Source organism: Halosimplex pelagicum (genome assembly GCF_013415905.1).
Lineage (GTDB): Archaea > Halobacteriota > Halobacteria > Halobacteriales > Haloarculaceae > Halosimplex > Halosimplex pelagicum.
Window position 1 is genome coordinate 2,651,598 of the sequence record NZ_CP058909.1, and the last position, 25,996, is coordinate 2,677,593.

Consider the following 25,996-nt stretch of genomic DNA (forward strand, 5'->3'; position numbering starts at 1 on the left):
GACGTGTCACCCATCCACTGACAGGCCCCTGTGCTGGCGTCCGATTCCCCCAAACACACGCCACAAAGGGGCATCACTCATCGCCTCCGGGAGTCTCTTGCCCGCCGTCGGCGACGGCTGGCGGCGCTTCGGGGCCGTCCATCTGGGCCCGCTCCTGTTCAAGGTCCATCTCCTCGACGGCGGGGGCGTCGGGAACCTCCGGGAACTCGCCAGTCTCGAGGAACTCGATCCACTCCTCGGTCCCGTAGCCGGCGAGGCGACTGCCGGCGTCCTTCGCGACGGTCGCCCGGTTGGCCTGGATCTCCGACTCGTCCATCGCGCTCGTCTCGTGGAGCGGATCCCACTCAGCGCTGAAGCCGTCGCCCTGCGGCTCGGTGACCGAGCCGTGCTCGTACGCCGCCTTGATGACGGGCCGGACGATCGTCGGCGTGACGAACTGGACGCGGCGCTCGCCGATGCGGCCGTACCAGTCCTTGAGGTCCTGCGTGGTCGCGCGCTCGCCCGTCTCGTTGCCCTTCAGGACGCTTTGGGGCGGCATATAGGGCTGGCTGGCGATCGCCTCGATGTTCGGGTCGATTACGCTGCCGGGGTCGATCTCCTCCCCGCCGAGACTCTGGACCTCGTCGGCACCGTGGGTTCGGAGGACGTTTTCCAGACCAGCCTCCCAGCGATGGAGCGCCTCCCGGAGTTCGTCGCCGCCGTCCTCCAGGTCGTAGTCCTTGTCGATGTTGACGTTGATGCCCCAGGCACTCGCCCGGTAGGCGAGCTGCCCGGCGCTGCCGAGCACGCGCTCGATGTCGATGAGGTTGTTGTAGACGGGCTGCTGGCGCGGGACACCCCGGACCTCGTCGTCGAGCAGCATGTCCGAGTGGATGTGGACGACCCGCGAGTGGTGGACGGTCATCGTGTCCGGGCCGGCTTGGGTGACCGTGCCGTCCTCGTCGTCGTCCTCGTCGTCGAGGTCGATGTCGTACGTGAGCGGCTGGCCCCACCGACCTGACCCCGGGCCACCGAGCGTCACGTCGTCGATGGAGGCCTCGGAGAACGGTCGGAGCCCGGTCAGCTGCGTCGCGCCGTTGACCGGCTGCGCGAACGCGTCCGTGTTGACATCTTCGCCGTCCTCGTCGGAGACGTCGCGCTGACGGACGTCGTCGAACTCCAACACGAGGATGCCGAACTCGCCGATGCCGGCGAGCTTGTCGGAGCGCTTGCAGTAGTGCCACAGGTCGAGGCGGTCCTCCAGGTCGGCGACGTCGTCCTCGAACTCGGTCGTCTCGTCCGCGCCGGTGTCGGCGTCGTCGACGATCGTCGGCGAGTCGCGCCAGCTCGTCGACGCCGGCAGGAACGTGACGGCGAACGCGTAGGGGTTCCGTAGCGCGAGCGCGTAGAACTGCTCGACGCCGGGGTTCTTGTCCCACTCGAAGACATCGTAGTAGTCGAAGTCGTCATCGTCACCGTGAATGTTCTCGCCGAGGAGGGCGGCGAGCGACTGCCGCATCGTGAGGTCGACCTGCTCGGCAGCCGTGAGTTCGAGGACCTCGTCGCCGGCGCCGGACGTAGCCTCCCCGGTCGCCTGCTTGACATCGCCGACATCGTCACTCACGAACTGTCCGGTCTCGGGATCTCGCGGCTGGTCAGTCATGTATGAAAATCACCACGTCCCCGACCCGCTCGGGCCGGTCTCTTCCTCGGGCTGCAGCCCCTCGGCGGCGGATATCGCCATGATCGCCGCGTCGAGGTGGTCCGGCGAGTGACCGAGGCGGTCCTTGACGTCGTCCTTCGGGTCGGCGACGTAGACCTGCTCGTCGCGGCTCTTGATGTACGTCTCCGAGAGCGTGATCTCCCGGGCGGCGATCTTCAGCTCCTTCCGGAGCCGGGTGTCCGTGAACTCGCCACCGCGTTCGAGCCACTTGCCGAGCTCGACGAGCCCCTCCGTCCAGCGGTCCTTGTACTCGTCCGACTGGACAGCGGTCTCGCCGGCCTTGAAGCGGTCGACGTTCGGGAAGCGCCGGGCCGTGTCGTCGAGCTTGCCCGACCCCTCGCCGACGGCGTCGCCGGAGATCTGCGCTTCCGGCTCGGCGTCGAGGTTGTTCCAGATCTCGTTGAACTGAACTGTGTGGTCGGTGCCGGGCTCGGAGTACTCGATCGTCAGGGCGCCGTCGCGTTCGTCGATTTGCACTGTGCGGTCGCCCGACCGGGCGACGTCGAGCCCCGTCCCGCAGCGAGGACCCGAAGCGTCGAACTCGTTGGTGTCCTCGACGTAGCCGGCGGTGACGAGGTCGGCCTGGATCGGCCGGTTCTTTGTGGCGCCGGCGGGCGGCATGATCCCGGCGAAGCGCCGGTACCAGAGCGTGTTCAGGTCCTTCCGGAAGTCCGCGTTCCCGGGGAGCGACATCGCCCGCGCCTCGTCGTAGCCCGGCCAGGACTCTCCGTTGTGGGCTTCCCACTTTTTCTTGAGCTTGTGGAGGCCGGTCAGGCCGGGGATCCGGTCGCCGTCGCGACGGCCGAGTTCGACGTGGACGTTGTGGGAGTCGAACGTCGAGAACTGCAGCTTCTCGGGTTCGAGGCCGATCTCGCCCATGTTCGCGACCGCGTTCGTCTCGTCCTCCGGCGGGTTCGAGATGATGACCATCCGGTCGTTTCGGTCGGAGATGAGCGAGTCCATCGAGTCGAGCGTCTCCAGGTCGACGTCCTTCTTGTCGGCCTCGTCGACTATGACCAGGACATGGTCGTTGTGGACGCCCTCAAGCTCGCCGGGGTCCTCCGGAGAGATCACCTCGAACTGCCACGTCGGCTCATCCGCGATGTCGATGTGGGGGTTCGGCGACCACTTCCACTCGCCGAACAGCGGCGAGTTCTGGTGGAGGCCCTCGGCATCCGCGCAGAAGGTCCGCTTCAGCTTGCCGTACGTCCCCGAGGTGACGACGACCGAGCTCGGGTAGTGGCGCTTGTGGAACGACAGTGCGAGGCCGACGATCCCGAACGTCTTCCCGAAGCCGTTGCCGCCCTCCAGGTGCGTGTACTGGTTGGTCGCGACGTGTTCGTGGATTGTCCGCTGCTCGGGCGAGAGCGTGATATCGAACCAGTCCTCGGCGGCCTGCCAGTATCGCTCGGGCCCCGTGTAGTTCTCCGGCAGGCGCTGCTCGACGCCGTCCGGGAGGTTCTGGGTGCTCATTCGTCGACCCCCAGCCACTCGCGGGCTCGTTGGATGTAGTGGCTGTTCGCCCCGTTCTCCTCCCGGTACGCCAGGGCCCGCCGGCAAATCTCCGGCCACTCCTCTTGCGGGGGCCCCGGCTCCCCGAGGTAGGAGATGTAGTTCCGCTCGATGAGCTCGGGCGGCATCCGGGCGACGGCGAAGATCGAGCAGTACTCCTCGGATGTCGGCGGGACATCGTCGCCCTTCGTGTCCCGGATGTGGATCGCGAGGTGTGCGAGCTCGTGGTAGACGGTCATCATCCAGGACCGCTCCTCGGCCGGCAGGTAGACCAAGCGGTTCGACATACCCGCCCTGCCGTTGACGTCGTCCGGTTCGAAGTCGGGGTCAAGCCGGACGACCGTGACAACCTCGTGGGCGAGCTCGGGGAAGTCCTCCATCGCCCGGGCGACGCGATTGCGGACATCTTCCCGGACGCCTTCCGACGCGGCGTCGTCGAAGGTCTCGAGGACGCGGTAGGCGCCGAAGCCGACGACCTCCTGGCCGTCGCACTCATGCTCGATCCGGACCCTCTCGACGCTCATGAGTCACCGCCTTGTGCGGATGCCTTCCACGTGTCTTTCAACTCGCCGAGGGCGTCGGCCTTCTGCGACTCGGGATCCTCCAAGAGCCCGAGGTCCTTGAGCCACTGCCGACGGTCGGTCGAGAGTCGCTTCTGGGCCTGCTGAACGACCGACTCCCGATAGCGCTCCTCGTCGATGATGCGAGACGACCCGTCGGGGTGCGAGACCGACTTCTTGCGCGTCTCCTTATCGACCAGCGGGTGGCCGCTGTCGAGGTCCTCGGGCTTCTCGCTTGACCAGCGGTCGAGGCCGATATCCTTGGCGTGGGTCACCGAGATGCGGAAGAGTTCGCTCTCGATCCCGAGCACTGGGTCGCCGTGGAGATCTCGGTAGCGCTCCAGGTAGTCCTCGAAGACATCGTCGACGAACCCCCGAAGGTCGTCGTTGAGGACGTTCTGGTAATAGCTGTTGCACTCTGCATACGCGCCGTGCGTGACGGCGTTCGTGTTTTCCTCGGGGGCGCCGGCGTCTTCGCGCTCGCCGCCCGAGCCGGCGTCACCGCCGTGATTGCTGCAGCGACCCTCGCCGACGTGGTCGGTTCCTTTTCCCGGCCACGACCCGCAGTAGCCGGCGAACAGCGGAGTCCCGTCGTCGTCGCGAACGATCTCCCCATCCCGGCTCTGTTTCCGTCGGCCCATGCACCGCTCTTCAGTCGGATCCTGCTGTGGGACCTCGTCGAGCGGCTGCCCAATGAGGTCATCTTCGTCGACGTCCATGGGATTGATTGTTTTTCAGTAGTCGCTGTCGAGCGCGTTCAGGGCGCGCTCGCAGCGATTGCTCGGTTCGTAGCCAGTGATGAACGCCCGTCGAGTCGCCGAACCCCAGGGGACCGTCTCGCCGGCAGACGGGTCCGGGAGCGACAGGTCGACGACGGCGTCGCCGTCGCGGAGGAACCAGTGCGTACCCTCGTAGTCGGGATCCACGTCCGACCACGAGAGGCAGTAGATGTCGAGCCCGGAGTCCGTCCCGCCCATCGCGTGGAAGTACGCCTCGGCGAGCACGTAGCAGGCCTCCCGGACGGGATCGTCGGCGTCGCGGTAGTCCTCGTGGCGAACGTCGGGGTTGTCGCGGACGAACTGCCGCAGCTCCAGGGCCGTGTCGTCCGGCTCGACGAGGACCTCAGTCATGGTCAAAACAGCACGGCCTGGACGAGGAGCCCGAGCAGGACGCCGGCGACGGAGTGGGCGATCACGTAGAGCGTCTCCTTCGCGAACTGCCGAGTGTAGGGCAGCCAGCCGGGAGCGTCGCCCTTGCGGGTGAACACCCAGCCGACGCCGGCGATGAGCACGGCCGGTTCCCGGGTCAGTGCGAACAGGACGCCGACCGAGAGGCCCCACGCGGCGGCGTGCCACTCGCCGCGCCAGGAGAGGTAGCCGTTCGCCTCGCTGTCCGATTCGCTCTCGGCGAGGATGCGGTTGTAAAGGCGGCGGAGCGGGTTCATCGCTCGCCCCCGTCGTCGTCCTGGTCGGTCCGGAAAAACGTGATCGACAGCGCGTTGAGGAACTCGACTTCTTTGACCTCCAGCGTCGTCACGATGAGGATCGTCGCCGCGGTCGCGAGGACGACGTGCTCGCCGCGCCCCTCGTGGATGGAGTAGGCGGCCAGCGCCGTGATGAGGAGGCTGTAGAAGACGCCCTTCACCGCGCGCCAGTGTTCGAGTGCCATTGGACAGACCTCGCTCAGGCGCTGATGGTACTGTTCTGGGGTTTCGAGAGTCGGGTGTTTCGTTGCCATGGAGTCATCCAAAAGGTCGCCGTGGGGAATCGAACCCCGGCGCCCTCGCGTGGCCGTCCTGGGTTATCTCCAGGCGTGTAGGCCCCGCGAGCGCTCCCAGTCGGCGACAGATGCGGCCAGATGGGACGGAGCGGGTCGTAACAGCCGAAATCGTCCACCTGTCTGCCAGTGAAGAGGTCTCCCTGAATCGGGTCGCGATCGAACATGGCCGCTCGTGAACCTCGCACCTGGTGTGGTACGCCCCTCGGCGTCTCGATGTGCTGCCCCTACCCAGGACAGGCGTCATCGGGGATCGCTCAGAACAGCTCGAAGCGCTCGATCGCGTCGTCCTCGTCGTCGACGAACGCCCGAGTGTAGAGGTCGAGCAGCTCGTCCATGATCTCGTAGGTCCGCTGCGGCGAGTCGGCGCCGCACTTGGTCGCGCAGCGGGCGACATCGAACCCGGTTGCCGAGGCCTCGTACTGGAGTCGGGACGAGCAGCGGGGACACCGCGCCTCGACGTGCGCGAGCATCCACTCGGTGTCGTATCCCTCGCGATGGAGGTGCTCGGCCAGGCAGTACCAGAGCCAGCAGTCCCACGGCGTCGGGGTGTCCGGGTCGCTTCGGAGCGCCTGGATGGCGTTCCAGGCGTCGAGGTAGAGCTCGGGATCGGCGTCGCGATGGCGCTGGTGGCACTCCTTGAACCGGGCCTGGAGCGCGGTCGCCTCCCGGGAGACGAGCTCGCCGTTGGTGAGCTCACCCGAGCCGTCGAGTGCCTCCCGCAGCGGGATCGTCCCCGGGTACTCGCGTTCGTCGGAGAGTTCGACGCCGCTCCTCGGTGAGAACTTGTGTTGACCTTTCATCGTCGGGGAGAATCACGGCTGGTCGCCGGTCCCCTTCATCGCCTCCTCCAGGGCGGCGGGCATACCTGAATAGTCTGGTACGGTCTCGTCGCCATTATATCAGTCCCGGGAGGGGTTATACGTCCGCATAGCCCTCGTAGTGATGACTACCTTCCTGAGGTCCTCGGATTCGCGGGTCTTGTCGATAAAGTCCTCATTTTGGAGGTGATCGAGGGCCCGGTCGACCGTCGGCTCCGGGAGTTTCTGCAGGAGCTCCTGGCGGGTGAGCGGACCGTCCCGCTTGACGAGTTCATAGACGTACTTGGCACTGGGCGGGAGGTCGTCAAACCGTCCCGACTCAGTGCCGGTCACGCCCCCGAGCCACCCCCGCCGGAGGGTACCACCCCCGATTCGGCGTCGCCGTGGAGATCGAAGACGTCCCTCGCCCAGGCCAACCAGTCGAGGCCTGAGCCGGGATCCTGCAGTAGCGCACGTAAGCGCCGCGTTGCTGCTACTTTGAAACCGCCGTTACTGGATAGTACTGATAACGCCGATTTCAAAGTAGCAGGATCGACCGCGTAGGACACCCCAGCGTGCTGTTCGTACCGCTCGGGCTGGAGTAGCCCGACGTCCTCCAGGGCGTGGACCCAGTCGTACACCGTCCGCCGAGTGACATCCAGCCCGTCGAGTTGGGCGAGCCGGTGGTAGCCGTCGACCTTGTTGGCGACCGTCCCGTCGTCGCGACGCTCGACGAGCTGCCCGGCGCGGAAGCCATCCGGCCCGGCGCCGGCGACGGCGTCGTGAACTGTCTCCAGGAGGTCGACCGCGCCCTCGGGGACGGGGAGCATCGCTTCGAGGGGGTCGGCGAGTTCCTCGAACGTGGCGAGCTCGTCGACGGGGATCTCCGTCGGGACGTTCGTCAGGAGGTAGGCGTGCTTGGTCGTGTCCGCGAGCAGCGGGCGGATCCGATGGACGGCCTGGACGAGTTCCTTCTCCCGGGTCTCCCGCCAGAGGTCGCCGACGAGCCCCGAGAAGTCCTTCGTCGCGATGGCGCGGCCGTCGCCGGCGTCGTCCTCGTAGAGGAGCTTGCGGTAGACCGGCGGCGCCGTCTCCCGGCGCGTCGAGTACTCCTCACCGCCGACGCGCACGTCGTGGTTGCCCTGGCCGAACAGCTCCGCGTCCCGCTGGAGATCGTCGACGGCGGGGTGCGGGGCGCCGATGCAGACGACGGCGTCGCACTCCGCCCGGTTCAGCCCACGGGCAGCGTGGTAGTACAGCGTCTCGCCGTTGTCGGGGAAGTCGAAGCGCTCCAGCAGCGCCTTCGGCCCGATGAACAGCGGCTGTTGGTGGAGGTCACCGACCGTCTCGATAGTCCGCTGGATGCGCTCGGCAAGCTTGCGGTCCTCGTCGAGCGCGCGCCGGATGGTCCCGGCGTGGTACTGGCCGTCGAGGACCTGCGTGACGTGCATGTTGCTCTCCAGGAGCTCGTCGCCGTCGACGACGACCCGGTCCTGGGGGACGTCGTACAGCGCGGCGACCTTCGCCGGCGTCGCGGTCGCGTCGAGGACGAGCGGGCTCTCGGGCAGGTCGCTCGCGAGCGGGAGCGCGTAGTAGTCCAGCCCGGCGGGCGAGCCATCGTCGGTGTCGAGACGGGCGATGGCCCGGGCCTGCTCGCCGCCCTGCTGGGTGAGGTGCTGGTGCTCCTCGTGCCAGTCGCACTCCTCGTCGGAGCAGACGCGGGCGCCGTTGTCGTCGACGAGGTCCTCACCGCACCACGGGCAGGACTCCAGGAGCGTCGGGACGGCGATGGCCTGTCGGGCGGCGCCGGGATCGGCGCCGGCCTCGGCCGCGGCGGCCAGCAGCGCGTCGAAGCACAGCGGGGCACCGTCCCACTCGTCGCGACGCATCCGGGAGACGATGGTCTCGTTGTACGAGAGCTTCGCCTGAGCGAACGTCTCCGCCGTTCGCGACCGCTCGACGACGAACTCCTCACGGGTGCGGTAGCCCTCGCCGGGCATCCCGACGTCCTCGCGGATGGTCCGCTGCTCGACGTCGGCGGCGTCGACATCGTCGGGGAGGTCCTCGGGGTCGACCGGCTGGAAGTAGGTGTCGCTCTCGACGTCGGGTGGCGTGAGGTCCGCGAGACTGTCGGCCGTCTCGTCGCCGGCGAGCGCGTCCATGGCGTCCCGGGCGAACCGGGCGAACTCCTCCAGCGTGTCGGGCGTCCCCTGCAGGTCGGCGATCGCCTCCAGCGCGGTCGCCGTGCGGGCGATGCCCTCGATGTCGACGGTCCGCTCGGTCTTCAGCGCGCTCGGGCTCTCGTCGACGATGACGTCCCGGCCATCGCGAACGGTCTTGAGCAGCTGGTACTCGTGGACGCCGACGACGCGGTCGGCGCTCTCGAGCTCGTCGAACTGGTCGAGCCACTCGCAGCTGCCGTCGGCGTCGTGATCGGGGAGGTCGAGGATCATGTGCGCCTGGACGGGCCCGAGCTCCTGGACGACCGCCTCGTAGCGCTGGCGGTCGTCCTCGTCCTTCGCGAGGTCGTAGATGGGGCACATGTGGGGGCAGGACCCCTCGGGGTGATCGGGGCACTGCTCGTCGGCGTGGTCGGCGTCCATGCAGGTGTCGTGGAGCTTCTGGGCGCCGCCCTTGAGGTGGAAGTCGACCGCGGGCGTGGCGTCGTCGAGGACGAACTCGCGGGCCTTCTGGTGCTTATCGAATAGCGCGACGAACTCGCGGTCGCGAGCGGCGGCCGCGCGGCCGGCGTTGGTGGTCTTCCCGGCGCCGGCGTGGTCGCCCCAGATGGTCGGGCCGTGGGCGTCGACGAACGTGTCGTAGCGCTCGCCCTGCAGGTCCTCCCACCGCTCCTCGCGGTCGAACTCCTCGAAGTCGACCGCCGGCGGCTCGCAGGTCTCGGGCCCGGGCGCACCGCCGCCGGCCGTGTCGCCTTCGCTCTCGTAGTGATCGGGGTCGTAGTACCAGTCCTGGTAGCCAACCTCCGAGAGCACGGACCCCCGGTAGCTGTCGTCCGGGCGCTCGGGCCACTTCTGCAGGTTCGCCCGGTTCATCAGCCGACGGACGACCGTCCGGTCGCCGCGGGCGACCCACGAGTCCAGACGGTTCGCCAGCCAGAACTCCGCAGCGGACCGGTCGTCGAAGCCGGCCGCTCGGTAGCGACCGTTCCAGACCTTCTGGATCCGCTCGCCGTCGTGGCTGTTCGCGAACGCACGCTCCAGGCGTTCGTCGACGGTGTCGTCGTCCGGGCGATCCCCTTCGCCGTCGAGGTCCTGGACGGGCGACTCGCTTTCGTCGCGATCGTGGCGACCACTCGCCGGCCGCATCGAATCGTCGAGGTCCTCGTCGGCGAGCGTCGCGATATCGCGCTTGTCGCGAACGTGGTAGATGCCGCCGGTCGGGTGGACCGACCCGGGAGCGACGACGTACCAGTTCTCGGCACGGATCTCCCCGAGGTTGTCGCCGACGCGGGCGTTCTGAACGTCGCCGGCGTTCCGATAGGTCTCGTGGCCGTCCGCCCGGCCCGACCCGGAGGTCACGGTGAGCGTGGGCTCGGCGGTCGGCGCCGCAAACTCCTCCTCGTCGTGGTCGACGAAGACGACATCGTCGGTGCCGTGGTCCCACTTCCCGGCGTACAAGGCGAACCCGCGGGCGCCTTCCTCACGGATCTGACGGATGGCCTCCTCGCCGTCGACGAGGTACGAACGACCCTCGGGGCTATCCAGGCGACACTTCCCCTGGATGATCGGGCCCTTGCCCTCCTCGTCGAGGGGCATCAGCCGCGGGACCTGTCCGAACTCGTCGACGTAGGCCTCCAGGTACTCGCGGAGCATCCCAGCCCGCTCCTCGTCGGTTACGTCGGAGACATCGATGGGGTTCTCGTGATCACCGCTGGTGTCCCACCTGGACCCGTCATCCGAGTCTGGCTGCGACCGCGTTCCGGACCCCCTCACACGGTCCCCGGTATCTTTACTTAAATCCTCTACCTGATCGGGAAGGTTCTCGTCGAGGATGTCCGCGACTTCCGCGGGGTCTGCCTCAAGTGCGCCAGCGAGCTGGACGGGGCTGGCGTCCGGGTGGCGTTTGAGTTCGCGAGCGACGCGCTTCTCCAGCGGGACCTCGTCGCTCACGCCGATGCACCCCCCAGGCGGTCCTGCTGACGCCGATGCGCCTCAAGACACTCGCCCTCGTGGACGATGTGGTCCTCGCCGGCGTGGGTGACCTCGACGGCGTCCTCGTCGTCGACGATCTGCTCCTGGCACTGGACGCACCAGCCCGCCGGGCTTCGGGTCGCGGCCTCGCTGTCGATGTCGAGCTTCCCACCGACCCGCAGCGCTGCGCCGAAACACTCGTCGGGGCAGATGGCGACGTAGTACTCGTGGAGGCCTTCGCGGGCCTCCAGGCGGAGGTCCTTACCGCAGTCGGGGCACGCGACGACACGGACGACGGTGCCGAGCTCGTCGACGTCGACATCGGGCGAGGTCACGCCGACCCCTCCCAGTCACTCCACGTCGATTGTCCATCGACATCCGGCCGCTGCGCCCCGCCGTCGGGGATCGGGACGTTCTCCGTGGTCTCCTCGCCGGTCGGCTCGTCGTCGACGACGTCGACGGTCTCGCCGTCGCCCTGCCAGTACGGCGCCTCGGAGATGGGTTGATAGCTCCCGTCGAGAGCGGGACCGTCGTAGGAACGCCCGCTCATACCGCTGCACCTCCGGATCCGTATACCGAAGTTTGATTTATCGGCCGTACATCACTCGAAACGTTCTCTGCCGCGTTCTGCTCGTGTTTCGATTTGACACCGAATTTCGAGTAGAATGCGGGGGTTTTTCACCACGGGTCTCCCACGCTGAGGTATGCAGGGTAATCTGCCGCCTGAAGCACAGGAGAAGCTCGAGGAACTGCAGGATCTGCAGGAGAAGGCCCAGCAGGTCGCCGCGCAGAAACAGCAGGCCGAGACACAGCTCCAGGAGGCCCAGACGGCCCTCGACGAGCTCGAGGACATCGACGAGGACGCCGGCATGTACCGCCGCGTCGGCGAGCTGCTCGTCCAGACCGAGTACGGCGAGGCGCAGGACGACCTCGAAGAGAAGGTCGACAGCCTCGAAGTGCGCGTCGAGACGCTGGAGAAGCAGGAAGAGCGCGTCCAGGAGCAGTTCGAGGAACTCCAGACGGAGCTCCAGAACATGCTCCAGGGCGGCGGCGCTGGCGGTCCGGGCGGCATGGGCGGTCCGGGCGCCGGCGGCGCGTAGATGCCGACCGACGACGCGGCGGCCGACGGGGGCGCCGACGCCGGGTCCGACGACCCCTCTGACGAGGACGTCGTCGAGGCCGCGGCCGAGGCCGCCGATCGCGTCGTCTTCTCGCGACTCGACCGGTCGGCGGTCGACGACCTCGACGTGACCGTTACGTTCGAGGACGGAATCCTGGAGGTCGACGTGTACCTCAACGCGCCCGACGCCTCGGGCGACCCCGACCGCGTCGCCGACGACGCCGCCCTCGCCGCGCGCGGCGCCGTCGACGACCTGTTCGAGTGACCGGCCGTCTCGGCCGGCGACGCTACTCCGATAGCGGCGGCGCTCCCCGGTCAGCGGCGGTCACGTCGACCGAACAAGGCTCTTCCAGCGCGCTCTCGACGACGCCGGGGCTCGACGCGAGCCGGCTGGCCGCGGAACCCGGTAGCTTCAGTCGTGCTCGGGGTCGCCGACCGCGGGGTCGTCGTCCACGACGCGGTTGCCGACGAGCCCCGAGCGGAAGGCGATCCAGGCGAGCACGCTCATGAAGAGGATGGGCGGGAGGATCATGAAGCCCCACAGCGGATTGATCCCCCACTGGAGCAGGAGAACGACGTCGGCGATCCCGAGCAGGAGAAACGGCAACACCGCCAGCGCCGCCCGCTTCCGGTCGTATCCACCCTCGTCGCTGTCGGCCATGGTCAACCTTGGGCGTCGACCGCAAAAAGCGCCGCGTTCTCGCGTCCCCCGGTCGCGAGCGCGGATCGGCACGGCGCGGCTCCGCCGGTCGGTCCCCGAGCGACCAGCCGATCCACGGTAGCAGTTAACAGGCTCGGGTCGGAAGGGTGGGCAACGCATGACGGGAAACCGACCGGGTCGGGGCGGGCGGTCGCTGTGGGGATTCGTCGCGGCGGCCGTCGCGGCCGTGGTGCTGTCCGAACGGGCCGCGGCCCACTCGGGGTCGCTGGGCGGGTCGGTCGCCTCGGCGACGGTGCCGACGTGGTTGACCGTTCTGACGGGGGGTATCGTCGTCGGCGGATCCTTCCTGTTCACGACGCTGCTCACGGACCACGACGCGATGCGCGGGGTGAACTGGTGGCGCCTCGCCCTCCCGACACCGGCCCGGCTCCGTCGGGCGGTCGTCCCGTTCGTCCGCGCGTGCTCGGTGGGCGTCCTTCTCCTGGTGGTGGTGACCGGATTCGCCGGCCCGCGCGAGGGCGTCCGGAACTTCGCGCTGCTGGTGGTGTGGGTCGGCTGGTGGGCGGGCTACACGGCGACGACGTACCTCGTCGGGGACACCTGGCCGGCGCTGAACCCTTGGCGCGCGCCGCTTTCGGCGGTCCGGTGGGTCCGCAGTCGCCGTCGTCGCGGCGAGGACGGCGACGGTGGCGACGCGGACCGCGGGGACGACTCGCTCGTCGGGAGCGTCTCGCTCCCGGTGTCGTGGGGCGTCTGGCCCGCGGTCGCGGGCCTGCTCGCGCTGGTCTGGCTGGAGGTCGTCAGCCCCGTCGGGGAGAACCCCCGCCTGCTCGCCGGCGTCGTGCTGGCGTACACGCTGGTGACCGTCGCCGGGTCGCTACTCGTGGGGGAGGGGTGGTTCGAGCGCGTCGACCCGGTGAGTCGCGTCTTCGCCGCCTACGGTCGCGTCGCGCCGCTCCAGCGGGACGCCGACGGCTCGCTCACCGTTCGGCTGCCGGGCACGGCCCTGACCGAGGACCCCCTGCCGGAGCGACCCGGCGAGGTCGCCTTCGTCGTCGCGCTGCTGTGGGTGACGACCTACGACGGCCTCGTCGCGACGCCGACCTGGGCGGCCGCGGTCGAGCCCGTCGTCGACGCCGGCGTCCCCGCGCTCGCCGTCTATGCGGTCGTCCTCCTGGCCGGGTTCGGCCTCTTTCTCGCCGTCTATCGGCTGGCCGCGCGGAAGGTGCGGGCGACCGCCGGCACCTACGTCACCGCGCGGGCCATCGAGCGGTGGTTCGCCCCCGCCCTGTTGCCCATCGCCGCCGGCTACCACCTCGCGCACTTCCTCGGCTACTTCCTCGGGCTCGCGCCCGCGCTCGCGGCCGTCGCGACGAGCCCGTTCGCGCCGCCGGCCTCCCCGCTCGCGCTCGTCCTGCCGGGCTGGTTCGGCTCGGTGAAACTGCTGTTCGTCCTCGGCGGGCACGTGCTGGCTATCTGGGTCGCCCACTCGCTGGCGTTCGAGCTGTTCCCGGGCGTGCTGGCGGCCATCCGGAGCCAGTACCCCTCCGTGGTGGTGATGGTCTTTTACACGATGACCTCCCTATGGGTGATCACGCAACCGTACGCGCCGCCGCCGTACGTCTGAGACCATGACCGACGACACCGCCGCCCCACCGCACGTCGACCGCGCGCCCGCCCTCCGTCCGAGCCGCGACACCGCGGTGCCGGCCGACGAGGTGCCCGCGGCGATCTGCCCCCACTGCGACTGTCCGTTCCGGAGCGAACACGCCAGGGATCTCCACGTCGGCGAGCGCCACGACCCGACACCGGCCGAGCAGGAACGCTACGAGGCCGCGCTGGAGACCGAGCGCGACGACCTCTGGCTGTTCCACGCCAAGGCCGTCGTCGCGCTGGGCGTCACCTACGCCGCCACCGTGATCCTCTACATGGCCGTCCTCGGCAGTTTCTTCTGAGCGCTGGCGCCGCTGGCGGACGGACGGTCGGCGGAAAAACACCGCACGAACCGCGACACACCGGGCAGGAACAGCCCGAGCGCGTCGCTCGACCGTGTGTGACTGCGGTGGGATGAGTGACGGAGCTACGCCTCCCGCGAACGTCGACCGTTACGGGGCGGGCGTGGCGGTCGCGTTGCCGATGTCGTCGGCCGACGCGTTGCCTGCCGCGTCCGCGCCGTCAGGCGTCAGCGCGCTGATCTTCTCTCCGAGGGACCGGGCGCCGTCGACGGCGCCGCCCGCGACGTTCCCGATGGTCTCGTGGACGCCGCTCACGAAGTCGGGCACCTGCTCGGGCATCTCGACGGGCGGGCCCTGACTCCCGTTCGCGTCGTCGGCCCCGCCCGCGGCGGGCACGTCGGCCGGAGGCCCGCGGCGGGCGTCGGAGTCGCTCTCGGTCGCGTTCGAGTCGAACTCGTCCGCATCGTCCTCGGCGCGGTCCCCGCTCTGCGAGTGGTCGTCGGCCTGTGCGTTCCCGTCCTGCGCGTGGTCGGGTGCGTTGCCCGGCATCGCCATCGCGGCGCCGGTCGCGACCAGCAGGACGCTCGCGAACACTGCGACGATCTTGAGTTTCATTCTGAGTCTGCCTCCGCTCGCCCCTGGTCGCCGATCGCACTTGAAGGGGGCAAGCGCTCGCCCCCAGTTAGCCCGATTTCAGCCGATTTAGCCGGGTTACCGCGACCTTCAATCCGGTTCAACGGCGCTTCGACCGGCCGTGTCCGCTATGCGGAGACCGGGCTGTCGGTTGGTCCCTCGGGCGGCGCGCGCCCGCTCAACGCCTTCACTACAGTACCGAACACCGCTGCCGTCCCGGTGACGCAAACCTTATGTACAACACTGTCCGTTAGTGGACAGTAATGAGTACTGGTGGCGATATCGCACCGAAGGTGCGGTCGATACTCGACGCGGCCCGGGAGCGCGCGGCGTCGCGCGCGGACACGGGCGGCGAGCGGGTCGCCGTGGACGCTCGCTCGCTGACGGGGGCGTTCGAGGCGGCAGAGGCCGACGGGCGCGTCCCGCTGATCGCGGAGGTCAAGCCGACGAGTCCGACGACCGACGGCGAGCGGACGGACGACCCGGTCGAGCTGGCCGAGTCGATGGTCGCGGGCGGCGCGGCCGCGCTGTCGGTGCTGACCGAACCCGAGCACTTCGGCGGGTCGACCGACGCGCTCGAACGGATCCGCGCGGCGGTCGACGTGCCGGTGCTCCGGAAGGACTTCGTCGTCCGCGAGTCCCAGCTCGACGCCGTCGAGTCGGACGTACTCTTGCTGATCGTCCGCTTCCTCGACGAGGAGGGGACCGACGACCTGGCGGACCTGCTGGCGGCGGCGCGCGAGCGCGGGTTCCAGGTACTCGTCGAGACCCACACGGCCGAGGAGGTTGAGCGGGCGCTGGCGGCGGGCGCCGAGATCGTCGGGGTGAACAACCGCGACCTGGCGAAACTGGAAGTCGACCTCGGGACCTTCGAGGACGTGGCCCCGGAGGCCCCGGAAAACGTCACCCTGATTGCGGAGAGCGGCATAGCGACGACGAACGACGCACTGGCGATGCGCGAGGCGGGCGCCGACGCCCTGCTGGTGGGGTCGGCGATCATGGACGCGGCGGGCGGCGGCGACGTGGAAGCGAACACCCGGCGCCTCGTGACGGCGGAATCGGACGCGACAGCCGAGACGGCGGCGGACGCGGAGACGGAGACACACCAATGAGCACAGACAAGACGTTCGGCGAGTACGGTGGACAGTTCGTGCCGGAGTCGCTGATGCCGGCCATCGAAGAGCTTACCGACGCCTACGAGCGGTACGTCCTCGACAACGAGGACGGCTTCATGGACGAGTTCAGGCGCCGGCTGGCCGACTTCGGCGGGCGGCCCCTGCCGCTCCAGCACGCCGAGTCGCTCTCGGAGCGCTACGACACCGAGGTGTACCTCAAGCGCGAGGACCTGCTCCACGGCGGGGCGCACAAGCTCAACAACGCGCTCGGACAGGTCCTGCTCGCGAAGTACATGGGCAAAGAGCGGATCGTGGCGGAGACGGGCGCCGGCCAGCACGGCACGGCGACGGCGATGGCCGCGGCCCACCTCGACATGCCCTGCGAGATCTACATGGGCGAGACGGACATCCGGCGCCAGCGGCCCAACGTCTTCCGGATGAAGATCAACGGCGCCGAGATCACGCCCGTTACGACGGGCCGCGGGACGCTCAAGGAGGCAATCTCCGAGACGATGCGCGACTGGGCGACCACCGTCGAGACGACCCACTACGTCATCGGGTCGGTCGTCGGTCCCGCTCCCTTCCCCCGGATGGTCCGGGACTTCCAGGCCGTGATCAGCGAGGAGGCCCGCGAGCAGGTTCAGGAGAAGACGGGGCGGCTGCCCGATTCGGTGCTGGCCTGCGCGGGCGGCGGGTCGAACACGATGGGCGCGTTCCACCACTTCGTCGACGACGAGGACGTGAGCCTCTACGCCGTCGAGGCCGGCGGCTCCTCGCTCGACGTGGACGAGGAGACGGGCGTCGCGCCCAACTCGGCGTCGCTGTCGACCGGCGAGGAGGGCGTCCTCCACGGCGCGCGCACGAAGCTCCTGCAGGACTCGCACGGACAGATCATGGAGTCCCATTCGGTCTCGGCGGGGCTGGACTACGCCGGCGTCGGCCCCGAGCTGGCCCACCTCGTCGACGAGGGCCGGGTCGACGCGGTCAACGTCGACGACGACAGCGCGCTGGAGGCGTTCCACCGGCTCTCCCAGGACGAGGGCGTCATCCCGGCGCTGGAGACCGCCCACGCGTTCGGCTACCTGGAGGAACACCACGACGAACTCGGCGATCTGGTGATCGTCAACGTCTCCGGCCGCGGCGACAAGGATCTGGAGACCGTGCTGGAGGAGACGGAGAAGCGCGACCTCGACGTGGCGCCGGACATGTCGGTGCTGCGCGCGGCCGCGGGCAGCGGGGGTGACATCTGATGGGGCTCGAACGCGTCTTCGCCGACGAGCCCGCCTTCGTCCCCTACGTCGCCGCGGGCGACCCGACCTACGAGGAGTCCCTGGAGTACGTCGAGGCGCTCGAACGGGGCGGCGCCGACGTGATCGAACTCGGCCTGCCGTTCTCCGAGCCCATCGCCGAGGGATCGACCATCCAGGAGGCCGTCGTCCGCTCGCTGGAGGGCGGGATGACCCCCGAGCGGTACTTCGAGTTCGTCGAGGACCTCGACGTCGAGGTGCCGCTCGTCTGCATGACCTACTACAACCTGATCGCCCAGTACACCCACCCCGAGACGGGCGAGACGGGACCGCGAGCGTTCGCCCGGCGGGCCGATGAGGTGGGCATCGAGGGGTTCGTCGTCGTCGACCTCCCCGCCGAGGAGGCGGGCCCGCTCCGGGCGGCCTGCGACGAGTTCGATCAGGATCTCGTCTTCATCATCGCGCCGACGACGAAGGGCGAGCGACTGGAGCGCATGCAGGAGAACGTCTCGGGCTACGTCTACGTCCAGGCGCGGCTGGGCGTGACCGGCGCGCGCGACGACGTGTCCGACCAGACCGAGGAGTCGCTGGCCCGGGTCGACGACTGGGACGTGCCCAAGGCGGTCGGCTTCGGCATCAAAACCGGCGAACACGCCGAACGCATCGTCTCGGCGGGAGCCGACGGGATCATCGTCGGATCGGCGCTCGTGGACATCGTCGCCGACGGGGCCGACCCCGACGTGGACCAGCCGTTCGCCGAGACCGCCCAGCGGCTCGAAGCGAAGGCCCGCGAACTCAAGGAGGGCGCGCTGGCCGGCGCCGAACGGGCCGCCGCGGAGCACCCGGACTGACTCGCAGTACCGTCCGCAACCGGAAGGCAAATAACCGTACTTGCCACACCCTCACACAACATGACCGCAGGGAAAGACGCGCGCCTCGCCCGCATCGGGACAGGGGGGCGCCACCTGATCGTCCCGATGGACCACGGGCTCACACTGGGGGCCGTCAAAGGCCTCGTCGACATCGAATCGACCGTCGACGCCGTCACGCGCGGCGGCGCCGACGCCGTGCTCACCCAGCGCGGCGTCGCCGACCGCGTCCACCCCAACACCAACGACGCGGGGTACATCGTCCACCTCAACGGCTCGACGAGCATCGGGCCCGACGAGAGCGACAAGCGGATGACCGGCAGCGTCGAGGACGCCATCCGCGCGGGCGCCGACGCCGTCTCCTTCCACATCAACGTCGGCAGCGAGCACGAACCCGACCAGATCACCCAGCTCTCGGAGGTCACCAGCGAGGCCGAGCGCTACGGCCTGCCGACGCTCGCGATGGCCTACGCCCGCGGCCACGACGTGCGCGACGACGACCCCGAGCTGTTCGCCGAGGACCTGGGCCACGCGGTCCGCCTCGCCGAGGAACTGGGCGCCGACGTGGTCAAGACCGCCTACAGCGGCACCGCCGAGACGTTCGGCCGCGTCGTCGAGTCGACCGCCCTCCCCGTCGTCATCGCCGGCGGCTCCAAGGGCACCGACCGCGAGACCCTCTCGATGGTCCGCGGCGCCGTCGACGCCGGCGCGGACGGCGTCTCGATGGGCCGGTCGATCTTCCAGCACGACGACCCAGAGGCGATCACCGAAGCCGTCGCCGCCGTCCTCCACGACGACGCTTCGGCCGACGAAGCCGCCGAGCGCGCCGGCCTCCCCGTCGAGGCCTGAGCGGTTCTACCGCCGAGCGCGCCGTTCTCTCAGACCCGCCCGACGACGAGGAGCACCGCGAGGACGAACAGGCCGCCGGCGAGGAACGCGGCGACGGCGACCAGCGGGTCCGTTCCGGCGCCGGTCGGTCCCACGGGCGGTCCGCTCATGTTGGTCGTCGCGTTGCCGGCGGTCGGTTCCGGCCCCTCGCGGCCGCCCACCGCGAGCGCGACGGCGACGGCGCCGACCGAGAGCACCGCGACCGCGCCCACCAGTCGCTCCAGCAGCCGCCGCAGCGAGGACTCGGGCTCCTCGCCGGCGAACAGCACCAGCGACTCGTCGGCCGGCGCGTAGACGGTCATCTCCGACCCGCTCTCGGAGTACCAGGTGTCGACGCCCTCCACGAGGTCCGCCGCAACGAGTTTCGTCAGGTGGTACTGGGCGTTCTGGACGCTGGTGTCGACCGCCTCGGCCAGTTCGGAGGCGGGCCGCGGCTCGTCGTGGAGTTCGAGCAGCAGCGAGCGGGCGGTCTCCGACCCCAGCGCGTCGAACACCTCCTCGGCGTCGGCCTCGGCGAGGTCGACGAGTTTCGGCTCCCGGTCATCCACGTCGGGCTCCGACCGCAGCGGGAAGATGCTCACGCCTTCGCCTCCTCGGTCACGATACCCGCCCGTTCCCGCCGACCCCCCTTCAACCTGCGGGCCGCGTAAACGACCGTTTTAGCTCGCGATACCCTGAGGTGGTCCCCAGCGTTCCGTCGGGGTATGGACGGTCGCTCTCGCTCGCTGGCGCTGCTCGCGGTGCTCGCGGTGGCAGTGATCCCGGCGTGTCTCGGTGCTAGCTCCGCCCCGGAAGGCGAGTCGGCCGACTTGGGACCCATCGAGATGGCGCCCACCTGTACGGGGAACGAAACGACGCCCGGGGTCGGCTCCGCGGGCGGGCTTCCCGCCGCGGCGGGCGGGTTCGAACTGACCGCGAACCGGTCGGTCGTCGCTCGGGGGGAGCCGGTCGCCTTCGAGCTGACCAACGTCGCGGACGACCGACGGACCACGGGCACCCGCCACCGCTACGCGCTCCAGCGGCGCGTCGACGGGGACTGGCGGACGGTGACGCTGTTCCCCGAGGGACGGTCCGGATTCAACGCGACCGCGCTCGCCCACGAGTCCGGCGACGGCTTCGAGTGGTCGTTCCGCGCGAGCACCGCGGGCTTCTCTACTGGGAAGTTCGTCGTCTGCGAGCGACTGCCCGCCGGCGAGTACCGTTTCGTCTACGACGGGTCGCCCGCGCTCGCGGTCCGGTTCGAACTCGTCGGCGCGGGCGACTCCCCGTCCGCCGCTTCGACCGCCTCGTCGACCCAGTCCGGTCGCTCGACGGCGAGCCGGTCGGCGGTCTCGACCGCGTAGGACAGCTCGACCGTCATCGTCGAGCCGGCGTCGGGGTCGGACAGCCGGTAGCTCAGCCGGGCCTCGCGGACGACCCCCTCGCGATCGACCAGGTAGAACCCCGACGCGTTCTCGACGGTCGACTCCCGGATCCAGGGGGATCCGTCGAACGCGGCGAGTTCGTACCGGGCGAGGCGGCGACCGTCGCGTTCGACCGTCGAGACGTTCTCGTAGCGCCCGGCTTCGAGGAGCGATTCGAGGCCCGTCGTCGCCATCTCCTCGTGAAGCTCGCGGTGAGACCGTTCGGCCGGTTCACGGGCGTATTCGGGTTCGTGTCCGGAGTCGACAGTCCGCCTGTAGACGGTGCCGTTCGCGACGAAGGTGTTCGTTCGCGTCACGTCCGGACCGGACGTGCCGTTCGCCGTGAGCCGACCCGAGATGCGGTCCTCGACCGCGCTGCTGCGGGCGACGACGCGCCGGACATCCGCTCGCGTCCCGTTCGGCCCCGTCACTCGGCGCCGCTCGGAGCGCGTCAACTCGTAGTCGTCGTCACCGAGGGCACTGCTGTGGGCGGCCAGCAGCCGCCGGACCCGGCTTCCGTTCGCCGCTCCCGGCGTCGTCGTCGGCCCGGACACCGTCGCGGTCGCCGTCGGTCGGACTGCGGTCCCCGTCGTCGTGTCGCCCGGTGGCGAAGGGGCCGCGGTCCCCGCCGGCGACCGGTTCTCGGCCGGCTGGCCAGTTTCGGACGGCGTCGTGCCCGTGAGCGACGGACAGCCGGCGAGCGCGACCAGGGCGACGAGCGCGACCGCGGTCACCCACTGACGTGTCATTCGACGGTCGTATTCCGGCGCCACGTATGGGTCTTCTCATCGCGGGCGTCGTCGCGGGTCGGAGGACAGTCGCGGCGCCGCCGCTAGCTCCCGTGGAACTCCTCCAGAATTTCGAAGTCGCGGGCGGTCTTGGTGAACTCCGAGAGCGGCCGCCGTTCCTCGCAGTCCTTGCAGCCGAACGCCTCGTCCGGCTCGTGGAGGTCGGCGGGGTTGGCTTCCCACTGTTCGCCGCATTCGGGACACTGGAGCTGGATCCAGGCCTCCTGCATACTCGTCCGTGGGGACGCCTCCCGAAAGAGCCTTGTGGCGATTCTCGGGAGCCGACCCGTGCGGCGGTATTTAAATGGAAAATAGTTATATTCGTTCCACTGGCATATGCTAACGTATGACTCGATTTCCGCGAGCGGGTCGAAACACTCGCATCGAATGTGAGTGCGGTGCGGCGGTCGTCAAGCGGGGGGACGAGTACGTCTGCGTCGAGTGCGGGAAGCGCTCGACCGACGAAGCCACGGACGGTGGGGGTGCGAGTACCGCCCGCTGAGGCGTCGTGTCGCCCGACGCGGCGCGCGCGGCCGCGCAGTCCGTCGTCGTCGGAAGCGGAATGAATTTCAGTACCGCTGACCAGTCCATCCCCATGGACGTAGGCGAGTCGATCCTGTTACGGCTACGCGCCGCCGGCCGCCTGACCGCCGGCGCGGTGATCGGCGGTCTCGGAACCGTCTTCGCCCGGGCGAGCGTCTCCGGCGGCGGTGACGCCGTCCTCGGCGCGGTCGCGATGTGGATCGCCGCCCTGTTCGTCGGGTTCGTCGTCGGCCTCCAAGGTGTTATCGTGTTAGTCGAAGGCGTACTCGACGCCGCCGAGTGACGAGAGCGCGCGCGTCGTTCGAACTACGGATGGCCGTCTCCGGTCGGCGGTGCGCGGCGGGCCGTCGCATCGAACGGATCCGCGTTTGGATGCCGTCGATCCGGACGCGCATTCACTCCGGGGGGCGACTACTGACAGCAACCACAAGACATATCCCTCCTCTCGGTCGATTCGGCGGTACACAGGTGGACAGCGGGTAGGGGTACTCGCGCGTTCTGTCCACCGAAACCCCGAACGGGTAGCGGCGGCTGTCGCTTCGGGGGCGGTCAGGTCGGACGACCGATAGCGCCGCTTCCGCCACGTTCAAATCGGACGGGGGCGAGCGTGGATACATGACACGGCAAGTGTGGCTGAAGGCCGACGACGAGGTCGGCGACTGGGAGGCGCGCAAGCGCCGGATCACGGCGGGGCTGGAGGCGGGGGTCGACTGGGTCGTCGTCGACGAGTCCGACGTGGCCCGGGTTCGCGATCTCGGTGCGGTGAACGTCGCGGCGTTCACCAACGGCGACGTTCACGTGATGGACGCCGAGGCCGACGAGGCCGAGGAACCGGACGCCGCCGTCGTCGGCAAGGACGGCGAGGGCGACGGCTCCATGGACATCCCCGGCGACCTGTCGGGGTCGGCCGACCTCTCCGTGCTGCGGCAGGACGGGAAGGCCAGCGCGGGCTACGTCCGCATCTTCGACCAGCGCTACGAGGAGTTCGCGGAGGCGGTCGCCACCGCGGCCGACTACACCATCGTCGTCGGCGAGGACTGGCAGATCATCCCCCTCGAGAACCTCATCGCGCGCATCGGCGACGAGACGAACCTCGTCGCGGGCGTCACCACCGCCGAGGAGGCCCGCACCGCCTACGAGACCCTGGAGATCGGCGCCGACTCCGTGCTGCTCGACACGGACGACGTCGACGAGATCCGCGAGACCGTCGAGGTCCGCGACGAGATGAGCCGCGAACAGCTGGAACTCACGACGGCGGAGATCACCGAGATCGAACAGACCGGCTCCGCCGACCGCGTCTGCATCGACACGGGCAACCTCATGGAACACGACGAGGGGATGCTCGTCGGCTCGATGAGCCGCGGCCTCTTTTTCGTCCACGCCGAGACCGCCGAATCGCCCTACGTCGCCTCGCGACCCTTCCGCGTCAACGCCGGTGCGGTCCACGCCTACGTCCGCACGCCGGACGGCGGCACGAAGTACCTCTCGGAGCTTCGCAGCGGCGACGAGGTGCAGGTCGTCGACACCGAGGGACGCACCCGCGAGGCCATCGTCGGTCGCGTCAAGATCGAGAAGCGACCGATGTTCCGGATCAGCGCGAAGGTCGAGACCGACGACGGCGTCGACCGCATCGAGACGCTGCTGCAGAACGCCGAGACGATCAAGGTCGCCACCGCCGACGGCCGGAAGGCGGTCACCGACCTCGAAGAAGGCGACGAGGTGCGCGTCTTCTATGGCGACAAGGCCCGTCACTTCGGCGAGGCCATCGAGGAGAGCATCATCGAGAAGTGACGCGGCCGATGCCCGCGGTCCCAGGCGGGCGGCCGCGGCGTCGACCGCACTCCGACCACACATGAGAGTCAGCCACTACTTCGAGGGCGAGGGCGTCGTCACCGGCGGGTTCGCCCAGTCGGTCAACAACCAGCGCGAGGTCATGGACCGCCACGGCATCGACTACGCGACCGAGCCGACCCTGGACTGTGACCTCCTGCATCTCAACAACGCCGGCCCGCGCTCGATCTACTACGCCAAGCGCGCGCGCCGGCGGAAGATTCCGGTCCTCTTTCACACCCACAACACCGCCGCGGATTTCCGGGACAGTTTCGTCCTCTCGAACGCGCTCGCCCGCCCGCTCAAGCCCTTCCTCGCCTACGCCTACGACCAGGCCGACCACCTGGTCTGTCCCTCCGAACACAATCAGGACGTGATCGCGGGCTACACCGACACGCCGTCGACGGTCATCTCCAACGGGTTCGACGGCGGCCGCTTCGACGGCTGGGACGACCCCGACCTGCGTGCGGAGTACCTCGACCGCTACGACCTCGAACCCCCGGTCGTGTTCATGTTCGGCCACGTGATCAAGCGGAAGGGCCTGGACACGTTCGTCGAGGTCGCCCGTCGGCTCCCGGAGTACGACTTCGCGTGGTTCGGCTACCTCAACCCGACCGGCGGACGGTTCGACAGGTTCCTCCAGCCCCGCGAGACCCGCAAGCTCGTCGAGAACTCTCCAGACAACTGTACGTTTACCGGCTACATCGAGGACCCCCGCGGGGCGCCCGCGGCGGGCGACGTGTTCTTCTGGCCCTCGCGCAACGAGAACGAGGGGATGGCGCTGCTGGAGGCGATGCACTGCGGCAAGCCGCCGGTCGTCCGCGACATTCCCACCTACGAGTGGCTGGCGGACGGCGACGACTGCCGCAAGGCCGAGACGGCCGACGAGTTCGTCGAGGCCATCGCGGAACTCTGCGAGGACGAGCGCGAACGCGAGCGGATCGGCGACAGCGCCGCCGAGACGACCGAGCGGTTCACCCTCGACGCGGTCGGTGAGCAGTTAGTGACTCTCTACGACGAACTCGTCAGCGGCACCACGAACGAGCGAACGCCGACGGGGTCATCTACCCACGGCTAAAGCCGTGGGCTTGAGCGTGGGACTCCCCTTCTGCCGACAAATTGTCGTAGGCGGTGTAATCGCCGTTCAGGGTCACTGTCCCGCTCTTGAGGGCGAGATGACCGTCGCCCAACCCCGAGGGACGTTTGCCCTCGGGTAAAGAGACCAGTCGCTTCCCGATGTTCTTGGAAGCGTTGTAGTCGCCGTCCACCTCGTATCCGCATTCGTTGCACTCGAACCAGCCATCCGAATCGCGGTTTGTGCTGGATTGGTATCCGCATTTCGAGCACGTCTGTGAGGAGAACGCGGGATTCACGCTCTCGACGCGAATCCCGTACTCGGTGGCTTTCCACCGGATCATCTCCTGCAATTCGCGGAATGCCCACTGGTGCATCTGGCGCTTCAGTTGGTCGTCGTAGGCGTCCATCCGTTCGCGGATATGGGTTAACTTTTCGACGGCGATGTGCGAGCAGTCGTAGTTGTGGGCTTCCTCCACGATGCGCCGAGAAATGGTATGCAGGCGGTCCAAGACGAAGCGGTTTTCTCGCCCCGACAGTCGCGCTAACGCCTGCTTTGCGGAACGAGTGCCTTTGTCTTGGAGGCTCCGACGCACACGGAAGTAGTGATTCTGCCCCCACAGTAACTCGCCACCGTCGTAGAACGACCCCGTGCTGGTCACGGCGACGTTCTTGAGATTCAGGTCGACACCGAGAACGCGGCCGCCTTCATGCTCCTCGACTTCCTTCTGAACGACGATGTGGAGGTAGAAGTCGTCCTCCTGTTCGTCGTAGTGGAGCGTCCCCATCCGTTTCTCGTAGTCGGTGTCGTCGAGATAGTCGGCCTGATGCTCGCCAATGTCGAACCCGACCTCGACGCGAGATTCGACGGTCGAGAGGGTTGCACTCCTGTCGTTGATGGTCAGGGTGCGTTTGTCGTAGACGACGGTGGGCTGGTCGAACGTCGGGACGGGACGGCTGTTGCCGTCCTTCCAGTCGGCGACCGTGGATTGCATCATCTCGACTGCCTTCGAGTAGGCGCGAACACAGAGGTTCGCGGGCAGGTCAGTCACCTCACGGAGGTCGTAGTAGACCTCATCGTGGATGTTGGTCTTCGCGGTAATGAGGTAGCCATCGTCGGTGCGACCGTTCTCGATGCTGTAGTTGACGGCGGTGTTGAACTGCTCGACCGTCTGGTGGAGGTGGTCCCGTCGCTCGTCGGGCACGTCGAGTTTGACCCGAACGGTACGTTGCACCTCCATGACAGAATCACGTTGAGCAGGAGGTTCAAATTAGCAACGATTATTTCGGGAGTCGGCCCTGCTGGTCTCGGATGATTGTGACAGAGAGTTTCCGCGCTTCCTCCCACCCATAAAAGGGATGGGCTTCC

General features: G+C 68.7%; 30 protein-coding genes. 12 read left to right on the forward strand and 18 right to left on the reverse strand.

Going from position 1 to position 25,996, the window contains the following annotated elements:
- Positions 1-73 precede the first annotated feature (73 nt).
- The 12 genes from HZS54_RS13280 to HZS54_RS13335 form a co-directional block, all read right to left on the reverse strand.
- A complete protein-coding gene (locus HZS54_RS13280) occupies positions 74-1,642 on the reverse strand; it encodes an anti-CBASS protein Acb1 family protein (protein ID WP_179917566.1) in 1,569 nt (522 codons plus the stop codon).
- A 9-nt stretch (positions 1,643-1,651) separates the two neighbouring features.
- Positions 1,652-3,175: a hypothetical protein gene (locus HZS54_RS13285; RefSeq protein ID WP_179917567.1), complete on the reverse strand. Its 1,524-nt coding sequence runs from the start codon at positions 3,173-3,175 to the stop codon at positions 1,652-1,654.
- Positions 3,172-3,738, reverse strand: a complete 567-nt coding sequence (locus HZS54_RS13290; protein WP_179917568.1) for a hypothetical protein — start codon at positions 3,736-3,738, stop codon at positions 3,172-3,174. The genes HZS54_RS13285 and HZS54_RS13290 overlap by 4 nt, the downstream gene beginning before the upstream one ends.
- On the reverse strand, positions 3,735-4,493 hold the full coding sequence (locus HZS54_RS13295; protein ID WP_179917569.1) for a hypothetical protein: 759 nt from the start codon (positions 4,491-4,493) through the stop codon (positions 3,735-3,737). The genes HZS54_RS13290 and HZS54_RS13295 overlap by 4 nt, the downstream gene beginning before the upstream one ends.
- Before the next feature lie 15 nt (positions 4,494-4,508).
- Positions 4,509-4,904, reverse strand: coding sequence for a hypothetical protein (locus HZS54_RS13300; protein ID WP_179917570.1), 396 nt, complete (start codon positions 4,902-4,904; stop codon positions 4,509-4,511).
- Between the two features lie 2 nt (positions 4,905-4,906).
- Entirely contained in the window at positions 4,907-5,218 is a 312-nt protein-coding gene (locus tag HZS54_RS13305; protein WP_179917571.1) for a hypothetical protein, read from the reverse strand.
- Positions 5,215-5,442, reverse strand: coding sequence for a hypothetical protein (locus HZS54_RS13310; RefSeq protein WP_179917572.1), 228 nt, complete (start codon positions 5,440-5,442; stop codon positions 5,215-5,217). The genes HZS54_RS13305 and HZS54_RS13310 overlap by 4 nt, the downstream gene beginning before the upstream one ends.
- A gap of 365 nt (positions 5,443-5,807) precedes the next feature.
- Positions 5,808-6,353, reverse strand: a complete 546-nt coding sequence (locus HZS54_RS13315) for a hypothetical protein (RefSeq protein WP_179917573.1) — start codon at positions 6,351-6,353, stop codon at positions 5,808-5,810.
- A 99-nt stretch (positions 6,354-6,452) separates the two neighbouring features.
- Positions 6,453-6,704, reverse strand: coding sequence for a helix-turn-helix domain-containing protein (locus HZS54_RS13320; RefSeq protein WP_179917574.1), 252 nt, complete (start codon positions 6,702-6,704; stop codon positions 6,453-6,455).
- Positions 6,701-10,480, reverse strand: a complete 3,780-nt coding sequence (locus HZS54_RS13325) for a bifunctional DNA primase/polymerase (protein WP_179917575.1) — start codon at positions 10,478-10,480, stop codon at positions 6,701-6,703. The genes HZS54_RS13320 and HZS54_RS13325 overlap by 4 nt, the downstream gene beginning before the upstream one ends.
- Positions 10,477-10,836, reverse strand: coding sequence for a hypothetical protein (locus tag HZS54_RS13330; RefSeq protein WP_179917576.1), 360 nt, complete (start codon positions 10,834-10,836; stop codon positions 10,477-10,479). The genes HZS54_RS13325 and HZS54_RS13330 overlap by 4 nt, the downstream gene beginning before the upstream one ends.
- On the reverse strand, positions 10,833-11,051 hold the full coding sequence (locus HZS54_RS13335) for a hypothetical protein (RefSeq protein WP_179917577.1): 219 nt from the start codon (positions 11,049-11,051) through the stop codon (positions 10,833-10,835). Before HZS54_RS13335 ends, HZS54_RS13330 begins: the two co-directional genes overlap by 4 nt.
- 154 nt (positions 11,052-11,205) lie before the next feature.
- Here HZS54_RS13335 and HZS54_RS13340 point away from each other — a divergent pair, with 154 nt between their 5' ends.
- Positions 11,206-11,601, forward strand: coding sequence for a prefoldin subunit beta (locus HZS54_RS13340; RefSeq protein ID WP_179917612.1), 396 nt, complete (start codon positions 11,206-11,208; stop codon positions 11,599-11,601).
- Positions 11,602-11,886: a DUF3194 domain-containing protein gene (locus HZS54_RS13345; RefSeq protein WP_179917613.1), complete on the forward strand. Its 285-nt coding sequence runs from the start codon at positions 11,602-11,604 to the stop codon at positions 11,884-11,886.
- 147 nt (positions 11,887-12,033) lie between these two features.
- On the opposite strand, the gene HZS54_RS13350 is transcribed toward HZS54_RS13345, so the two are convergent.
- Complete coding sequence (locus HZS54_RS13350) at positions 12,034-12,282, reverse strand: DUF8142 family protein (RefSeq protein WP_179917614.1); 249 nt, start codon at positions 12,280-12,282, stop codon at positions 12,034-12,036.
- Between the two features lie 157 nt (positions 12,283-12,439).
- Here HZS54_RS13350 and HZS54_RS13355 point away from each other — a divergent pair, with 157 nt between their 5' ends.
- The gene (locus HZS54_RS13355; protein ID WP_179917615.1) at positions 12,440-13,909 is read left to right on the forward strand and encodes a hypothetical protein; all 1,470 of its coding nucleotides are present in this window, start codon (positions 12,440-12,442) and stop codon (positions 13,907-13,909) included.
- Between the two features lie 4 nt (positions 13,910-13,913).
- On the forward strand, positions 13,914-14,237 hold the full coding sequence (locus tag HZS54_RS13360; RefSeq protein WP_246391645.1) for a DUF7410 domain-containing protein: 324 nt from the start codon (positions 13,914-13,916) through the stop codon (positions 14,235-14,237).
- Between the two features lie 150 nt (positions 14,238-14,387).
- Here HZS54_RS13360 and HZS54_RS13365 read toward each other — a convergent pair whose 3' ends face one another.
- Positions 14,388-14,852, reverse strand: coding sequence for a hypothetical protein (locus HZS54_RS13365; protein WP_179917616.1), 465 nt, complete (start codon positions 14,850-14,852; stop codon positions 14,388-14,390).
- Positions 14,853-15,133: 281 nt separating this feature from the next.
- On the opposite strand from HZS54_RS13365, the gene trpC reads away from it, so the two are divergent.
- From trpC to HZS54_RS13385, 4 genes are read left to right on the forward strand one after another with little or no spacing between them, the layout of a single operon-like run.
- A complete protein-coding gene (gene trpC, locus HZS54_RS13370) occupies positions 15,134-15,982 on the forward strand; it encodes an indole-3-glycerol phosphate synthase (protein WP_179917617.1) in 849 nt (282 codons plus the stop codon).
- A complete protein-coding gene (trpB, locus tag HZS54_RS13375) occupies positions 15,979-17,235 on the forward strand; it encodes a tryptophan synthase subunit beta (protein WP_179917618.1) in 1,257 nt (418 codons plus the stop codon). Before trpC ends, trpB begins: the two co-directional genes overlap by 4 nt.
- Positions 17,235-18,083, forward strand: coding sequence for a tryptophan synthase subunit alpha (gene trpA / locus HZS54_RS13380; protein WP_179917619.1), 849 nt, complete (start codon positions 17,235-17,237; stop codon positions 18,081-18,083). Before trpB ends, trpA begins: the two co-directional genes overlap by 1 nt.
- Positions 18,084-18,143: 60 nt before the next feature.
- The gene (locus HZS54_RS13385; RefSeq protein ID WP_179917620.1) at positions 18,144-18,950 is read left to right on the forward strand and encodes a 2-amino-3,7-dideoxy-D-threo-hept-6-ulosonate synthase; all 807 of its coding nucleotides are present in this window, start codon (positions 18,144-18,146) and stop codon (positions 18,948-18,950) included.
- A 29-nt stretch (positions 18,951-18,979) separates the two neighbouring features.
- Here HZS54_RS13385 and HZS54_RS13390 read toward each other — a convergent pair whose 3' ends face one another.
- From HZS54_RS13390 to HZS54_RS13400, 3 genes are all read right to left on the reverse strand, one after another.
- Positions 18,980-19,570: an ArsR/SmtB family transcription factor gene (locus HZS54_RS13390; RefSeq protein ID WP_179917621.1), complete on the reverse strand. Its 591-nt coding sequence runs from the start codon at positions 19,568-19,570 to the stop codon at positions 18,980-18,982.
- A gap of 626 nt (positions 19,571-20,196) precedes the next feature.
- Complete coding sequence (locus HZS54_RS13395; RefSeq protein WP_179917622.1) at positions 20,197-21,141, reverse strand: DUF7537 family lipoprotein; 945 nt, start codon at positions 21,139-21,141, stop codon at positions 20,197-20,199.
- A gap of 83 nt (positions 21,142-21,224) precedes the next feature.
- Positions 21,225-21,410 carry a DUF7836 family putative zinc-binding protein gene (locus HZS54_RS13400; RefSeq protein WP_179917623.1) on the reverse strand — a complete coding sequence of 62 codons (186 nt, stop codon included), beginning with the start codon at positions 21,408-21,410 and terminating at the stop codon, positions 21,225-21,227.
- A 116-nt stretch (positions 21,411-21,526) separates the two neighbouring features.
- On the opposite strand from HZS54_RS13400, the gene HZS54_RS13405 reads away from it, so the two are divergent.
- From HZS54_RS13405 to HZS54_RS13420, 4 genes are all read left to right on the forward strand, one after another.
- Positions 21,527-21,682 (forward strand): hypothetical protein, encoded by a 156-nt coding sequence (locus HZS54_RS13405; protein WP_179917624.1) that lies wholly within the window; start codon positions 21,527-21,529, stop codon positions 21,680-21,682.
- A 93-nt stretch (positions 21,683-21,775) separates the two neighbouring features.
- Positions 21,776-22,006 (forward strand): hypothetical protein, encoded by a 231-nt coding sequence (locus tag HZS54_RS13410; RefSeq protein ID WP_179917625.1) that lies wholly within the window; start codon positions 21,776-21,778, stop codon positions 22,004-22,006.
- Between the two features lie 332 nt (positions 22,007-22,338).
- On the forward strand, positions 22,339-23,514 hold the full coding sequence (locus tag HZS54_RS13415) for a 3-dehydroquinate synthase II (RefSeq protein WP_179917626.1): 1,176 nt from the start codon (positions 22,339-22,341) through the stop codon (positions 23,512-23,514).
- Between the two features lie 61 nt (positions 23,515-23,575).
- Positions 23,576-24,631, forward strand: a complete 1,056-nt coding sequence (locus HZS54_RS13420; protein ID WP_179917627.1) for a glycosyltransferase family 4 protein — start codon at positions 23,576-23,578, stop codon at positions 24,629-24,631.
- Here the strand turns inward: HZS54_RS13420 and HZS54_RS13425 are convergent.
- On the reverse strand, positions 24,618-25,868 hold the full coding sequence (locus HZS54_RS13425; RefSeq protein ID WP_179917628.1) for an RNA-guided endonuclease InsQ/TnpB family protein: 1,251 nt from the start codon (positions 25,866-25,868) through the stop codon (positions 24,618-24,620). The two genes, HZS54_RS13420 and HZS54_RS13425, sit on opposite strands and share 14 nt — an antisense overlap.
- Between the last annotated feature and the right edge of the window lie 128 nt (positions 25,869-25,996).